This is a genomic window from Lentibacillus sp., from assembly GCF_035301675.1.
Taxonomy (GTDB): Bacteria; Bacillota; Bacilli; order Bacillales; family Amphibacillaceae; genus Lentibacillus.
This window is the reverse complement of the sequence record NZ_DATGTT010000045.1, coordinates 1-16372: the sequence shown is the minus strand read 5'-3', so window position 1 is coordinate 16372 and position 16372 is coordinate 1. Positions and strand designations below refer to the sequence as shown.

Below are 16372 nucleotides of genomic sequence, written 5' to 3'. Positions count from 1 at the left end.
GGACGGTGCGATTCATTGCCATGATATCCCTGATAAATACAGCAATATATCAACTGTCTTCATTTGGCATGCAGAATCATACGTAACAAATACGATGAAGAAATTCATCGAAACAATCCAGGAATTCACAAGTGTCGACTATCCAGCTGTAATTAATGAGATTTAACATCTTCAAAGAATTTCTGCAGAGTCAATACAACGGCCGGAATCCCGAAATAGGTAAAGTAGCATAATGACTAGATGAATATTTTTACTATAATTGACCCCAAATGGAAAAAGTGCCATGATAATTGACATGACACTTTTTCTTTTCCGGATACAATTGTTATAGTGATGCAACTAGGAACTGAGCAGGATTTAGGTATGCTCGGCCGTTCGACAAAATTCGGGAAGTGACAGGCACCAAAAGTTACATATTCTTTATATCAACAGAGGCTTCTAGTTGTTGCAGCGTATTTTCCCCGTCTCTGACAACATAACTTGCAAGAGTGTGCAGTGGAGCTCCCGGTCTGGTGACATAAGGAACAACCAGAAAATCAGTTTGCCATTCCTCAGGTGTAACAGTGCAGCGAACATAACCGCGCTGGTTTCTGTAAACTTTTAAGTGGTCATTTTCTTCTAAAGCATTACGTTCCTGCTCATCATTTACCTCCCCATCTTTACCGGATGCTATGGACGATACAACAAATTCTGTACCAATATTAGGTGAGGAAGGGTCATTAAAGTCTGCTTTCAGATTAGCGGCTGCATGGCGATGTATATCACCTGAAAGCACCACTGGATTTTGGACGTTGTTATCTCTGAATGATGAAAAGACCCGCTCCCGATTGGCAACGTAACCATCCCATTTATCCATGCTAAAACTTTCCTCAGAACTTGGATCACGGTCAACTTGTGCCATAATTACCTGCTGAGCAAGGACATTCCACCTTGCCTGGGAAGTCTCTAAATTATCGTATAACCACTGTTCTTGTTCATAACCCAGTATGGACCGATTTGATTTAAATCGCTCATCATCATCTCCTGATACAATATCATTCCGGTATTGTCTTGTATCAAGCACATTAAATTCTGCTAAATTGCCATATGTGATCTTTTGATATAAATCCAGGTTAGGTCCATACGGAATTGACGTACTTCTAAGTGGAAGATTTTCATAAAAAGCTTGATACGAATCAGATTTTTGCTGGTAAAACTGTTTTGGCGTAGCACCATACTGGGATTTATCGGCAGCATAATTATTTTCGACTTCGTGGTCATCCCAAGTTGTAACCCAAGGGAAGGCAGCATGTGCATTTTGTAAATCAGGATCCGTTTTAAAAAGTGAGTATCTGAGACGATATTGATCAAGGGTTACGACTTTAACATTGTGGTGACTTGAAAGGTTAGCTTTGCGTTTCAGATTGGATTCATTAATGGCGTACTCGTAAATATAATCACCGAGAAAGAAGATTAAATCCAAATCATCTTCTGCCATATATTGGTACGCGGTATAATACCCATGATACCACGCTTGACATGATGCCAATGCAAATTTCAACGAAGAAACCGAATCGTCCGCGGAAGGCACTGTTTTTGTTCTTCCGACAGGGCTGATTTCCGACCCTACCTTGAAGCGATAATAGTAATAAGTTTTTGATTCCAATTGGTGAACTTCTACATGTACAGAGTGGCATAATTCCGGCAATGCTCGGGCCGTTCCTGAATCAACAATCTCTCGAAAGTTTTGATCAGTTGCCATTTCCCATTGTACTGGAACCTCTCTGTTCGGCATTCCTCCGAATCCGTCATTTGCTAGAGGTTCCGGAGCTAACCTTGTCCATAGTACAACACTGTCAGATCTAGGATCACCAGAAGCAACACCTAATTGGAATGGATCTTTATTGAAAAACGGAAGTTCAGAATCGATCAAGTCACGGTCGGCGGGCATTAGTCCTTTATTAACCAATGAAGCAAAAGGAACGCCAGCATTTGAGAGTTTAACATTCATAATACATTCTCCTTCAATAAAAATTTTTAAAATGGCTCGTATCCTTCTCAGGGTTTTGTTCTCGTGCAGGTTTAAAATTTATAGTGTTATATACCTCCTAAAAATTTTTTGGGAAGTCTTTCTTCTGACTGTCCCTTCACCAAAGATGCCCGGACATCTCTATCTATAAATGGGGGCATTCCAGAAAAAATACAACCTTGCGATTAAAAGTTTTTATATTTTATCTGACTTTTTTAATTCGAATCCCAATTTCGACTATGTATGTGGGTTCCTATTTCATTTAAGTACATCAGTAAATACAAAAAGCTTGTAGAGAAAATACTTGTTTTCCTCTACAAGCTAATCCTTATTCAGACCTTTCAACCTCTTCTTTTAATATATTTGATATGACGAATTTTACGATTAAAACAAGGGCTATTTATTTCTACTTTTATGAACATAAGAGAGTTGAAGCTACAATTAAAGAAATGGGTGAGAACAACATAGCAACCAGTGAAGACACTGTCATTTTTAACACTTAAGGCAATGTTGTGTTTTTGGATGGCTTTTTCCTATTAATAAATAGACTCCCGGAAGTTCACAGATTATAGGGAGAATTTTAAATGAATAAAGCAGACAGTGACTAAAACGGCTTCAGTTCTACCCAAATGGAAAGGTAAAAAAAGACTTGTGTTCCCTTAAATTATTTTTGGGGGTTATTACAATATGCTGGACAAAGTTTTCGAGTATACTCGACTATCGACAGTGGATAGGTAAACGAAAACACCGCAAAAGGGCATAGAAACAGTGTTTTGCGGTGTCTTTGGACATAAAAGGTGTGTAACTAGGATTTTGGCTGCATGATTAGTCTACAACAGCTGACAGCTTTTCGTTTTCAGCATCCGAAAATCACGCTCGGACGTTGTCGGGTCTATCTTTTACCTCCTCTTTTAATCGGTACAACTCTTTTTTTAAATCCTCAATAACTTTTTCATAAGCGGAATCATCATAAACATTAGACATCTCATAAGAATCATTTTCCAGATCATACAGTTCCCATTCCGGCTCTCTGTATTCTTCTATTGCATCTGCCGCTCCCAAAGACTCACCATAATAATAAATTAATTTATACCGATGTGTCCGAATACCATAGTGGGCTCCTACCTTATGATCTTTGCTTAAATGTTCCCAATAGCGATAATACATGGAAGTCTGCCAATCCTCTGGTGTATTCCCCTCCAATATGGGGCGGAGGCTTCTTCCTTGCATTGCATCCGGAATATCTATTCCAGCGTAATCGAGGAATGTCTCTGCAAAATCCACATTCAAAGCAAAATCTTTCGTAACAGAGCCTGGACGTATCCCTTTTGGATAACGAATAATGAAAGGCATTCTTAGGGATTCCTCATACATGAATCGTTTGTCATACCAACCGTGGTCGCCAAGGAAAAATCCCTGGTCGGAAGTATAAATAATGATTGTATTATCCGTTATACCTTCCTCATCAAGATAATCCAGCATTCTTCCAACATTATCATCAATTGAGGCTACACAGCGCAAATAATCCTTAATATACCGCTGGTAGTACCAGCTTTTTAGTTCTTTATCCGAAAGCCCCTCCGGCGGGTTTGCTTTAACATCCCGTTTAACGAGGTCACGGTCAATCCGCATCGTTGCTTCTTTCGCCGCCTGGGCTTTTCCTTCATAATCATCGTTAAAGCTGTAGGGCTCCGGAATATTTGTATCTTCATACATATGAGCGTGCTTTTCATCCGGATCCCACGGACGGTGCGGGGCCTTATGATGATACATGAGCATAAACGGTTTCTTTTTATCTCTGTTTTTCAACCATTCTAAGGAAAGGTCAGTAATAATATCAGTGACATACCCTTTTGTCTGCTTCTCTTCTCCCATTTCGATCATCTTTGGATTATGATAATCACCCTGATCCGGCAATATATTCCAGTAATCGAAATCTGCTGGATCATGAGTCCCGCCGTGACCCAAGTGCCATTTTCCGATGAGAGCTGTCTGATATCCGTTTTCCCGCAGCAGACGCTGAACGGTTTCCTGTCTGCTGTCAAATTTATCGCCCAGTGTTTTAACACCATTTATATGGTTGTATTTACCCGTTAAAATAGCGGCTCGGCTTGGGGCACAAATCGAATTCGTACAAAAGCAATTGTCTAAACGCATTCCTTCATTTGCAATTCTGTCCAGATTAGGTGTCTCATTAATCAAGCTTCCATAACAGCTCATGGCATGAGAAGCATGATCATCACTCATCATAAAAATAATGTTGGGTTGTTCATAAGTATTCATTCTACCCCTCACTTTCTGATTAAAGTATAGCCTATAATTTTTAAGCATTCCTCACACAACGAAACCCTAGATTTCCTGTTGAACTATCCATTGTGTTTGAGCTTCTTGCTGCCACGCGATAACGATTGCAATAGGAATAATGGCACAGATAGGAACCACCACGCATCGTTTTTGGTGTTTGCGGATCTACTTTTCGAGACAGATTTACAGACTTGCCAAACCAGTCAGAACACCATTCCCACACATTTCCTGCCATATTGTAAAGCCCGTATCCATTCTGCGGGAACGAATCGACAGGTGCTGTGCCCAGATAGCCATCATCCTGCGTATTCGTTCGGGGAAAATCACCCTGCCAGATATTACAGTAATGCTCTCCGTCCGGGTGCAATTCATCTCCCCAAGGATATCTTTTCTGTTCGAGCCTGCCTCTTGCAGCGAATTCCCATTCTTTCTCCATAGGAAGGCGTTTACCGGACCACCTGCAAAACGCTTGCGCATCATTCCACGAGACATGAATGACAGGATGATCCATGCGTGTTTCAATGTCAGAACCCTCCCCTTCAGGCTGATACCAATAAGCTCCCTCAACAGCAAACCACCATGGAGTCCCTTGGAGTTGCAGAGCATTTTTTAACTGTTTCTTTGATAAAAATTTGTAAAATACAAAAGACCAGCCATATTTTTCAGCATCTGTCTTATAATTCGTTTTCTCTATAAATTGTTTGAATTCACGGTTGCTGACAGCAGTCCGATCAATGTAAAATGGTTTAATATTAACTTTTCTGACAGGTCCTTCCCTATCTGCCAGGAATCCTTCTTCGTCTTCGGATCCCATCAAAAAATCACCGCCCGGCAAATAAACCATTTTTTTGCCAAAATTCCCCCCTTCACCTTCATCTATACTTTCAATAGGGTCCTGCATTGTTTCCGAAATATCGTTTTCCACACTGCTCCTGCTAGCCGTACAGCAGGAAGGTTTGATTATACCTTTCTCATGCATATGACAACACCTTCTGTGATTTAATTTTTTCAGAAATATTATTCAACAATTATTAAAGATGATTATCTATTTTTTTGACTTGTCATACATAACGCACCATTCATTTACTCCTTCACTGCCCCAGACATAAAACCTTTAACAAACAAATTTTGCACAAAACTGAACAAAATTGCGACAGGTAACGTACTAATAACACTAGCAGCCATCATTTCATGCCAGTACACCACATTCTGTCCGGCAAAATCAGTAAGCGCCAGACTAATTGGCCTGAGACTATCTTCAGATATTAGTATCAATGGAATAATTAAATCATTCCAGGACATAATAAAAGCATAGATTCCCGCCATTGCTACGCCTGGTGCAGCTAAGGGAAAGGTGATTCTGATAATGCTTTTAAACCTTGACGCACCATCCACAAAGGCAGCCTGTTCCAATGTGACTGGTATGCTCTGAAGATACCCATACATTAACCAAACAGCCATTGGCGTCGTAAACACAGAATTCGTAATAATCACGCCTATTAACGTATTTAGAAGGTTATAAGTTTGTATCAACTGAAACAAACCAACAATTAAAATAATAGGTGAGAACATTTGTGTGACTAATACAATGAGCAACAGTAAATTCTTTGCTTTGAATTTGAACCTTGTCAAAGCATATGCAGCAGGAAAGGCTATCACAATACTAATCAGCGCTGTCGAAACTGAAATGATAATACTATTGAAAAAAGGTTCATGGAAACTGTAGTCTCCTAACCAGACATTCACAAAATTTATCCACTCAGGTTTGTTTGGAAGCCAGTCCGGCGGCCAATTAAACACATCTTCATATTTCTGAAGTGAAGTGGATATCATAATCCAAACGGGAAACAATAATATAATCAATGTAATCCATAGTCCTATGTGAACAGGTGCATTCCGCCATTTATTCTTCATATGAATCTATTCCTCCCCTAATAAGCATCAAAGTTCACCTTGTCTGTCCAAGAGGCGTTTGTAAATGATTGTGAATCCTAGAAGGATCAGGAATATAATAATAGCTATTGTTGCTCCCATTCCCATATCAAATGCACCAAATGACCGTTTGTACGCGTCAACCACAAGTGTTGTTGTGGCCTGTACAGGGCCGCCGTTCGTCATCGGCCAGATAACACCAAAGGAATTAAATGTCCAGATGCCTGTCAACACCGTTGCAACAAGAATAATAGGCTTCATTGTCGGCAACGTAATGAAAAAAAAGCGCTGAATTGCATTAGCTCCATCAATGCTGGCGGACTCACTCAATTCCACAGGAACGGACTGCAAACCGGAAAGAAGCATCAATGCCAGAAACGGAATACCAATCCACATATCCACGATGGCCGTTGCTATAAATGCCGATAATTCATTCCCAAGCCAGATAATCGGTTCTTGAATAATATTCAGTTGAAGCAAAATATAATTTATGGTTCCAAATTGTCCGTCATACAGCCACTTCCAGACAACGGCTGCTACGACCATGGGTGTTACCCACGGGATTAATAATAAACCCATATATAACCGCTTAAACGCAATGTTTTTTGCAAGAAGAAGGGCTATGTACATGGCAATCAGGCATTTGCCGATCACGGATAATCCTGTCCATAAAACGGTTCGTAAAACTGTCGCCCAAAACTCAATGGATCCCAAAAGAGCAGTATAGTTTCCCAATCCGTTAAAACTCACACCCAGATCAGGACGCGTCAATATATTTTGCGTAAATGACAGATAAATGATCCTTCCAATCGGATAAGCAACCATTAACACAAGAAATAAAAACAATGGCAATAAAAAGAAAAAAGGTGAACGTTCAGGTGATACCATTTTTCTTAACTTATAGGAAATCCTTTCTTTTTTTATTTGTGAACTCATTTACACATACACCCTTATGTTTTATTCAAGAAGAGTCAGATTGACATCTGACCCTTCTTGTCATCATTGTTTCGGTTCAAGGTTCTGTTTTTTTATTTCTTTTGCTGCATTGTCCAGTAACTTTTGTGGATCTTCCCCTTGGAGTGACTTTTGAACTGCTTCAATGACAATGTCCTGGAATGGCTCCCAAGCTGTGACCTTTGGTTGTTCATGCCCGTATTCGACCATCTCAACAAACTTGGAGAAAAACGGGTCTTCCTTGAAATATGGGTCTTCTGATTCTTCCGATAAAATTGGTACAAGACCTTCGTTTTTATCATATTTCTTTTGCTCTTCCAAAGAAGTCAAATGCTCTATAAATTTCCAGGCTGCCTCTGGATGCTCAGTGTCAGCAGACATCATTAAGGAATCAGAAACAAGTATATTCCCCATCTGTTCTCCCTTTGGAAGTTTTGCTACTTTGAAAGGTGTATCTTCGTCATCCTGTTCAATTTCCATAATCCCTCTCGCCCACGGTCCGTTTACAAACATCGCCAGTTTTCCTTCTTTAAACAAGATTGGAAGTTGTTCACGTGTATATTCAAGCGGGTTCGGTGTGATCTTATGTTTGGTATACAAATCTCTGTAAAACTCCAATGCTTCTACTGCTTCCGGGGAATTAATCTGTACGTTCCCCTCTTTGTCAAAAACTTCACCCCCATTTTGCACGACATAATTAAAGTATTGGGTCGTGGTAGATACAGCACCGGATGCACCTGAAATACCAAAACCAAACATCCCTTCATTTTCTTTTTGAACCTGTTTTGCTTTCTTAACTAACTCATCCCATGTCTTTGGCGGCTCTTCAATCAGGTCAGAACGATAATACAACGTTCTTGAGGAAAAACTTCTAGGAATGGCATAGATCTCATCACCAATTTTTCCTGAAGACCTTAAGGATTCGGGATATTCTTTTATTTTTTCTTCTGCAAATTCGTTTAAAGGCTTAATTGCTTCCATTGCTTGGAATGCAGGCATCCACCGGGTACCCCCATAAATGACATCCGGGGATTCACCGCTTTGAAAACCGGTTACCAGTTTCTGATACGCCTGTTTCCATCCTACTCCCTGCACATCCACTTTGATATCGGGATTCTCTTCTTCAAAACGTTTCACAGTTTTTTCGATTGCTTTCTTGGTTTGTGGCTTTTCCAGTCCAGGCTGAATAAAAGAAATCGTTACAGGCCCTTCACTCTTACTACTGTCCTTTTCTCCTGTTGCCTCTTCTTCGTTTGAAGAGCAGGACGCCAACACGAAAACCAGTGTTAACAAAATAATCAGATATTTCTTCATGAAATTTTCCCCTCCTAATTTATTAAGCCTGTTCGCAACAGATTGATTTTTTCAATGGATGAATAGATTGTTGATATAAGTCGGATAGACCTCTTTATATTTCATTCCAAATACGGAAAACATTATCAATGCTTATCCTTGAACCCTTTTTGCACTCTTCCATTCCTTCAAACTCTACGGATATATAACCATCATATCCGGATTCTTTAATGACCTTTAATATTTCGCTGATACTTATATCACCATGCCCGGCAATTGCACCTCTCAGATAATTTCCTGCTTCTGTTTGGATCCAGCCTTCACCCGGGTATGCATCCCGGTAATAAAAATCTTTAATGTGAGCCATTGAAGCGAACGGTATATTTTTTTTGACTGCAGACACCGGATCTTCATCAACACACAGGAAGTTTGCGACATCAAGAGTTGTCTTAAAATTATCGCGGCCAACGTGATGAATCAGTGATTGAATTCTGTCACTGGCCTGGATATAAAATCCGTGGTTTTCCACACTTGTCGTCATGTCATACCGGGAAGCATAATCAGCTATTTCTCTGCAGGCAGCCGCCAGTTCGGGCACATCTTCCTCAAACTGTCTGATACTTGTATCAGATCTAGTTGCCACGTCATGACGCATTAATTTCACACCAAGACGGTCTGCCATATCAACTTCTTTTTTCACCCGCTCTATTTCGTTACTGTAAGCTTCTTTGCTCCCCTGTATAAAGTTGGCCCCGATCGCATAATTGGAAATTTCAATGCCTGCATCATGGGCCTTTGTACGAATCTCATCTGCAAACTCCGGGTTGTTTTTCAATGAGAAGCCCAGTTCCGGCACCATTTCAATATGCTGTCCGCCATTATTTGCTGTCCAGTCAATGACGTCCATTATCGTCATTTCTCTTTCTTTCATTGCGGCGTAAAGACTATAAGAACTCAATCCAAGTTTCATGTTAGTTCCAGCTTATCCAAAATTATTTTTTCATTTGCTTCAGCTGACTGGTAAGCTCCTTTGACAACTTCCAGTGTACGGAGGCCATCTTCCCCTGTTGTAAAAGGCTGATTTCCTTCTGTCACACATTTTATAAAATCATCAACGAGCAACTGGTCAGTGTCTGCTGCCCATGGGACATGCTGTACTGCATTTTTTGCATCATTATAGAAAAGGGTATGCTGTTTCAGGGCATCAATGCTTATGCTTCCTTTCGTACCAGTCACTTCCATTGTCACATCACCCCAGGTCGGAAATGTCTTCGGACGGGACCAGCTTGGATCAATGGTTACAATGACTCCGGATTCCATTTCCAATGTAACGATACCGCAGTCCTCCACATCGATATCGTAGAATCTTGTATCCAATTCTGCATAGACATCCTTCACCTCATCTGATAATATCCATCTGATAATATCCATTACGTGTACAACATGGTCTGTAGCAGCACCCCCGCCGGATAATTCTTTTTCCACAAACCATCCGCCGGGCAACTGGCCATGGTTCGTTCCATTGATCGCCACGACATCACCAATCTTACCTGATGCGACAATTTTCTTCAGTTGTTTGATTACTGGGGAATACCGGACAGGATAGGCAACCTGCAGCAGGACATTTTCCTCATTGCAAACGTCTATCATTTCTTTTGCGTCGCCGATTTCTGTTGCTATCGGCTTTTCACACAAAATATGTTTCTTTGCTTTGGAAGCTTTCATAACATGTTCCTTATGATTGGCGTTTTCCGAACAAATAATTACTGCCTCTATATCTGATTGCAGGAATGTGTCCAAATCGGAATAATAATTACAATTAAACTGCTTCGACATTTTAGATCCTCTGTCCGGATCATTATCCCAAATAGCCGTTAATTCCCCATGAGCGTGGTTCACGATATTTTCAGCGTATGACAAGGCATGCATGTGCGCAAAACTGATAATCCCGATCTTCATCCATTCGTCCCTCCTATTTCAACAGGCTGATTCTTTTTGATAGATTGATTGACCGCTGCAGCTGTTTTGACAGCTTTAAATGCATCATCACCTGTAATAATCGGTTCCTCTCCATGTAAAATACAATTTTTAAAATGCTTTAATTGTGCATATAAAGGGGGATCACCCACCAGACTTTCCGGCAAATAGGATTCCTCACCGTCGTCTTCTTCAGCCTGAACGATGAGCGGCTGGCTATCCTGGCTTGTGTTGACGAGCATTCCTTTTTCACCGGCAATTTCAAATGATGTTTCCAATTCGGTTTTTGCCCATGAAAGCTCCACATGTGCAACGGTTCCATTCCCCATCCTTAACGTGACCAATGTATAATCGACTCTTTCTCCGGCATCATTTTTGACTTGTTTAGCCATAACCCTTTTCACATCACCAAACGTCCAAATCAACCAGTCAAAATCATGAATTCCCAAGTCATAGACTACGCCGCCGCTCTTATCCGAGTCCGCATACCACGATCCGTCTTTTCCCGGAAAAGGAGTCCCCCGCGATAGTCTGACAACGCCAGTTTTCCCGATCGCACCCGATTTGATTTGCTCATGTGCATTCACATATTCAGGAAAGAATCGCAATGTATGTCCGACATATAGTTGAACATTTTGCCGTTTGCACAGATCAACAATTTCTTTTGATTCCTTCACATTCAGTCCCAACGGTTTTTCACATACCACATGTTTCCCCGATTCTGCAGCTTCTTTGGCAGATTGATAGTGGAGGAATGTTGGAAGACATATATCCACCGCATCCACCTCAACACTGTTTAACAGATTCTGAAGGTCAGGAAAAAAAGTTGTATTAAATTCCTCCGCCATTCTTTTTGCTTTCTCCTGATTTCTGCCTGTAATGCCGACGACCTCACATTCATCCATTTTATCCCATTGCTCCAGATGCATTCTCCCTATATTACCCAACCCAGTCAGGGCAATCTTCAACATGCCATTTCACTCCTTGTTAAAGGTATATTCATAGACTTACCATTTCTGCAGTCTGACAGCCATTTCATTCTCGCTGGATTTATTGGCCGCAAGTGTGACCTCCAATGTCTTAGCGCCATTCTCATAATCTGATAAAATTAAATCTCTGTTATTCGTCTGCACCGCTTTAATAAAGACTTTATCCTGCTCTTCATAAAAATCGACCTTTGAATCATAGGTGATTGTACGGTCTTCTTCATGGATAATTAACGTTGTGCCATCAATTGTCACACGGAAATTATGACCAAGTATTTCTGCCCCCATCCTGTGATCATTCTGGATAAATGAAGAGTCAATGTGTCCGACAGCACCGGAATGGAATGACATGTTAACTGACGTAACATCAGGCACATTAATATTTGGTATGTCCTGTGAAACCAATAAATTCATATCCGCAGATACTTTCTCAACGTCACCTGCAAAATAACGAAGCATGTCAACAATATGTGTGGACTGCTCAACTAGCTGCCCGCCGGACTTGGCCATATCTCTGTACCATGGCGTCTCGACAAACTTTGTCAGGTAATAACCCCGCATCATTGCGATTTTTTTATCTTTCAAATACTCTTTTGCTTTAGCTACTGTATCAAGGTAGCGCAGACAATAGCCTGTTGCACAGATCACGCTGGAGTTTTTAATGACTTCCATTTTAGCACGGACGCTTTCCATTTCCAGGCCGAGCGGTTTTTCCACCATCATGTGGATACCTTTTGACACCGCTTTTTCCTCAATATCGCCATGGGCAAATGGAGGGACACAAAGAAATAGTGCATCCAATTGCTCATTTTCAAGCATCTCCTCCGCATCGGTATATGCTGTGGCACCGTATTCCTTTCCCATTCTGTCAGCGTTCTCCTGTACGATATCACATACAGCTGTTATTTCCGCATTCTCATCCTTATTTAAATTTTTTAAATGAAACGAGGCAATAATCCCTGCACCAATACAACCTACTTTGACTTTTTCCATTCTTTGCACCTTCCTTAATAGATTATTAATTTCTTTATTTTATGCATGTGAAATACGGGGCATTGGCATAGGCTCTTTTTCAAGTTCTGCCCAAATATATTTCAGCAGCATTTCAGACTTTAATTTTTCATAATCCGGATTGTCCCACAAATTGTTCCTTTCATCCGGATCGGTCTGCAAGTCGAACAACTCGCCATAGCTCTGTTTATAATAGACCGTAATTTTATAGCGGCTGTCCACGTAAGTTTTTTGATGAATGGTGGTCGGCTCATGATGAAATTCGCAAATGGCATGGTCTCTTGCACTTTCCTTTTTACCAAGCCAGACCGCTTTCTGACTAACTCCTGTCATATGATCCGGTACCGGTATTTCACAAAAGTCCAAAAATGTCGGGGACAAATCGACAAGAGATTGTATGGCATCGGAAACTTTCCCTGCCGGTACTTGACCTGGATACCTTACGATAAACGGCACTTTCACCAGATCTTCATAATGAAAGCCGCCTTTATAGTGAAGTCCATGCTGACCAAATAAATGACCGTGATCACTTGTAAATACAACGATTGTATTATCGCTAATCTTGAGTTCATCAAGTTTATCCAGAATCTTTCCCACATATTTATCAACCATGCTGACCATCGCATAATATGTTGCCATGTTTTTCTTTTGTTCCCCTGCACTTATACCAGCGTGTTTATGATATCCATGGATAGCGAAACCGCTTTCTTTATAGGATGAAAAATCCGGATCCTCTTCCTGTGTCAGTTGAAAATGCGGTGGATTTTGACTATGTTCATCCACTTTTACATCTGGAAGTGTCAATTGTTCCGGATCATACATTTCATCCCACGGTTCCGGTACAAGATATGGTGGATGCGGGTCAAAAAAGCTCGACCATAAAAAGAAGTTTTGATCATCTTCCACATAGTTCTCAACCAGTGCATTGGTGCGTTCAGCAATCCATGTGTTGTAATGATACGCTTCCGGGATACCCCACTTGTGCTTAGTCGCCGGGTCCATGCTGCCTGTTGGCGCAAGGAAATAATCCCGCCAGTTTTTGCAGCCCTTTTCTTCCATCCACAGAGCATAGTGCTGTCCAACGAGATGTTCATTCGTATGGTTTCGGGCAAGTTCCACATGATCGAATCCGTAATAGTTTTCCTCAAAGTTTTCCCAAAAAGCTAAATCCGACAATAAAGGATATGATTCCAGCGAACGATATTCCTCTGTTTCAGCTGTCGGCTGGAAATGTGCTTTGCCTACCAAAGCAGTCTGGTAACCATTTTTCAAAAAGTCTTCTCCTGCTGTATGCCGGTCTTCCAGCAATTTGGTTCCCAGTGTCCATGCACCATGCTGGCTCGGATACTGCCCGGTAATAATCGATGCACGTGATGGTGTACATGTAGGATTCGGACAATATGCCCGCTGAAATGTTGTTCCTTCCTGAACGAGACGATCCAGGTTAGGTGTGGAAATTTCCGGATTGAATGCACCAATTGTATTAAAATGCTGCTGATCGGTTGTAACCAATAAAATGTTAGGCTTTTCCATATCACAACCCCCCGTTGCCTACTGGACAGAACGAAAAAGAATGTCCATATGATTTGATGTATCTTTTGCAAGTGCACTCGGGTCAATAGCATAAGGAGAAAGTTCAGCAGTAATCGCATCATCATACCCTATTTCTTTAAGTGCGGTAAACACTCCCCGCCAATTTACATCTCCGGATAGCAAAGGTCTGAATCCATTCATATTTCCTATTGAGGTACTGAAATCTTTAACATGTATTTTCTTTATTCGATCACCGAGAATACGAATCCATTGTTCCGGATATCCGAACTGCAGTACATTACCGACATCAAAATAAGCTCCCACATAAGCTGAATCGAGTTCATCAATGTAACGGGCCATTTCAAGTGGCGAGAGCAGAAATTTATTCCACACATTTTCAATGCCGATATGTATATGGTAGTTCTCCGCAATTGGGATAAGTTTTTTCAATTCCTCCTGGCTTCTTTCATAGCAATCTGTATAAGTGACGGCTTCATTTACGAGACCAGGAACAACCAGAATCGTATCCAATTCCATCGTTTCAGAAAGCGCAATCATCTTTTTAACAATGCTTCTTCCTTCTTCCCTGACTTCCTCTTTTGGACTTGAAAGCGGGTATTTCCACAATAATGCAGTAGACATACCTTTTAACTGTAGATGATATTCACTTGCGAGCTCCACTATTTCTTTTGCTTCTTTCTCTGTTGTATCAGGTGTTAAACCAGCGTCCCCTTTCGGATTGAGGTTCAGCTCCACAGCATCAAAACCTGCATCCCAGCTGTACTCGAACACTTTTTCAAGTGACATTCCCGCAGGATAACACCATTGATTAATCGCTTTTAACATAAGGTCACACTCCCTTTATAGCGGGTTTACATTCTATTCTTTAGCTTCCTTTGTTTTCAAGTACTTTCATTTCAAGATAGGTAAAGTTTCTATAAGCAACAAACATTACTATATAGCCTGAAAAGCTGCCTAAGAAAAAGACAGCCAGTCCCGGGAAAAAGTACATGATAATCCAAACCGCCAATAACGCAATTACCATTACGACCGATACCCAAAAACGCAAAACTCCAATAAACAGGGCCTGTTTCAAATAAGCGAACAGTTTCAGATCATAGTGTACATATACCGGAAAAAAATTGATAAGAACAATCATGTAAATAAACATAAGCACGATTAATGCATACAGGAACAAATTCGCTATCAGTCCGGACTGATGGTATAAAAATACAATATCTGCTCCAATGATAAATCCTGTAATCAGAAGGAGGAAGCCAATGATATTCCCCTTTATGAATTCTGTTTTATACGTTTCCCAAAACAGACGAGTCATTTTGATATCGGCTTTTTGAATGATTTTCCTGACAACCGTAAACATAGCAATTGTTGATGGAACAAACCCAAAAATCAACAAACCGATAACAGTGAATATTATCCATAGTACATTGAGATATGCGATTTTAATAATATATATACAAATCTCATTTACCGTTGCTGCCCAGCCTTGCATCATTGAAAAACCCGCCTTCTTTTACGCTGTAATTCATTGTTGTTATAAGGAACTATTCCCGTTTAAACAGTTTTACCCCTTTCATTCGTTCTTCATAGTGTGGTGATTTTATGAACGGCTTTCCTTTCTGGCATACCAGCTGCCCTTCCTTTGTTAAACCTAAGTTTCTTTGCTCAAGAATCGTTACAAGTCTTTCTCTCCACAAACTTAATACATCCTGATACCTTTCAGTTTCTATTAAATCTTCATATTCATAAGGGTCATTCACAAGATCAAAAAGCTGTTCCGCTCCTATTCGCGGGAACCAGATATATTTCGTCTTTCCATCTGTTACATATTGCATTTCCTGTTCTTCCGAATAGCATGTACTATGTTCACCATGAATGAATTCCCGCCACTCATATGTTTCATCTTTCATAAGAGGAACCAGGCTTTTACCATCAACACTCTCCGGTATCGGTAAATTTAAAGCATCCAATATGGTTGGCATAATATCCTGGATAAGGGCCGGTTCTTCAATCCTTTTTCTTACAGAACCTTGTGACTCAGGAAGCTTCACAAGTAATGGAATATGGGAAGAGCCCTCGTACGCATATGTTTTTCGCCAAAGATTATGATCACCGAGCATGTCACCATGATCAGATACAAAGACAATCATTGTTTCCTTTAATAGATTCTTCTTCTGAAGATAAGTAAGCAGTCTTCCAAGTTGATGATCGATATGAGTAATTGACCCATAATAACCTGCCCTTGCCCTTTTTATTTCCTCCTTACTTTTTACACCGCGCCATGCATCAGGACGTTTTGCTTCCTCTTTATCATCATGGATATGTGACCAATCCCCCACCTTGGCTTCGGGAA

General features: G+C 40.7%; 14 protein-coding genes. All 14 read right to left on the bottom strand.

Going from position 1 to position 16372, the window contains the following annotated elements; translation table 11 throughout:
• Positions 1-409: 409 nt before the first annotated feature.
• Positions 410-1990 (bottom strand): alkaline phosphatase D family protein, encoded by a 1581-nt coding sequence (locus VK097_RS06865; protein ID WP_324211066.1) that lies wholly within the window; start codon positions 1988-1990, stop codon positions 410-412.
• An 888-nt stretch (positions 1991-2878) separates the two neighbouring features.
• Positions 2879-4291, bottom strand: a complete 1413-nt coding sequence (locus VK097_RS06860) for a sulfatase family protein (protein ID WP_324211065.1) — start codon at positions 4289-4291, stop codon at positions 2879-2881.
• A gap of 40 nt (positions 4292-4331) precedes the next feature.
• A complete protein-coding gene (locus VK097_RS06855; protein WP_414672163.1) occupies positions 4332-5291 on the bottom strand; it encodes a formylglycine-generating enzyme family protein in 960 nt (319 codons plus the stop codon).
• Positions 5292-5395: 104 nt separating this feature from the next.
• The gene (locus VK097_RS06850) at positions 5396-6226 is read right to left on the bottom strand and encodes a carbohydrate ABC transporter permease (protein WP_324211064.1); all 831 of its coding nucleotides are present in this window, start codon (positions 6224-6226) and stop codon (positions 5396-5398) included.
• Between the two features lie 27 nt (positions 6227-6253).
• A complete protein-coding gene (locus VK097_RS06845; protein ID WP_324211063.1) occupies positions 6254-7180 on the bottom strand; it encodes a carbohydrate ABC transporter permease in 927 nt (308 codons plus the stop codon).
• A gap of 63 nt (positions 7181-7243) precedes the next feature.
• Complete coding sequence (locus tag VK097_RS06840; protein WP_324211062.1) at positions 7244-8512, bottom strand: ABC transporter substrate-binding protein; 1269 nt, start codon at positions 8510-8512, stop codon at positions 7244-7246.
• 94 nt (positions 8513-8606) lie between these two features.
• On the bottom strand, positions 8607-9461 hold the full coding sequence (locus VK097_RS06835; RefSeq protein ID WP_324211061.1) for a sugar phosphate isomerase/epimerase family protein: 855 nt from the start codon (positions 9459-9461) through the stop codon (positions 8607-8609).
• On the bottom strand, positions 9458-10450 hold the full coding sequence (locus VK097_RS06830; protein WP_324211060.1) for a Gfo/Idh/MocA family protein: 993 nt from the start codon (positions 10448-10450) through the stop codon (positions 9458-9460). The genes VK097_RS06835 and VK097_RS06830 overlap by 4 nt, the downstream gene beginning before the upstream one ends.
• A complete protein-coding gene (locus VK097_RS06825) occupies positions 10447-11439 on the bottom strand; it encodes a Gfo/Idh/MocA family protein (RefSeq protein WP_324211059.1) in 993 nt (330 codons plus the stop codon). The genes VK097_RS06830 and VK097_RS06825 overlap by 4 nt, the downstream gene beginning before the upstream one ends.
• A gap of 36 nt (positions 11440-11475) precedes the next feature.
• Positions 11476-12447, bottom strand: coding sequence for a Gfo/Idh/MocA family protein (locus tag VK097_RS06820; RefSeq protein ID WP_324211058.1), 972 nt, complete (start codon positions 12445-12447; stop codon positions 11476-11478).
• 39 nt (positions 12448-12486) lie between these two features.
• Positions 12487-13998: a sulfatase family protein gene (locus VK097_RS06815; protein ID WP_324211057.1), complete on the bottom strand. Its 1512-nt coding sequence runs from the start codon at positions 13996-13998 to the stop codon at positions 12487-12489.
• Positions 13999-14016: 18 nt separating this feature from the next.
• Complete coding sequence (locus VK097_RS06810) at positions 14017-14844, bottom strand: sugar phosphate isomerase/epimerase family protein (protein WP_324211056.1); 828 nt, start codon at positions 14842-14844, stop codon at positions 14017-14019.
• A gap of 40 nt (positions 14845-14884) precedes the next feature.
• Positions 14885-15514, bottom strand: coding sequence for a YesL family protein (locus tag VK097_RS06805; RefSeq protein ID WP_324211055.1), 630 nt, complete (start codon positions 15512-15514; stop codon positions 14885-14887).
• A 49-nt stretch (positions 15515-15563) separates the two neighbouring features.
• Positions 15564-16372 (bottom strand): sulfatase-like hydrolase/transferase (locus tag VK097_RS06800; protein ID WP_324211054.1); only part of this gene is annotated, 809 nt, incomplete at its 5' end.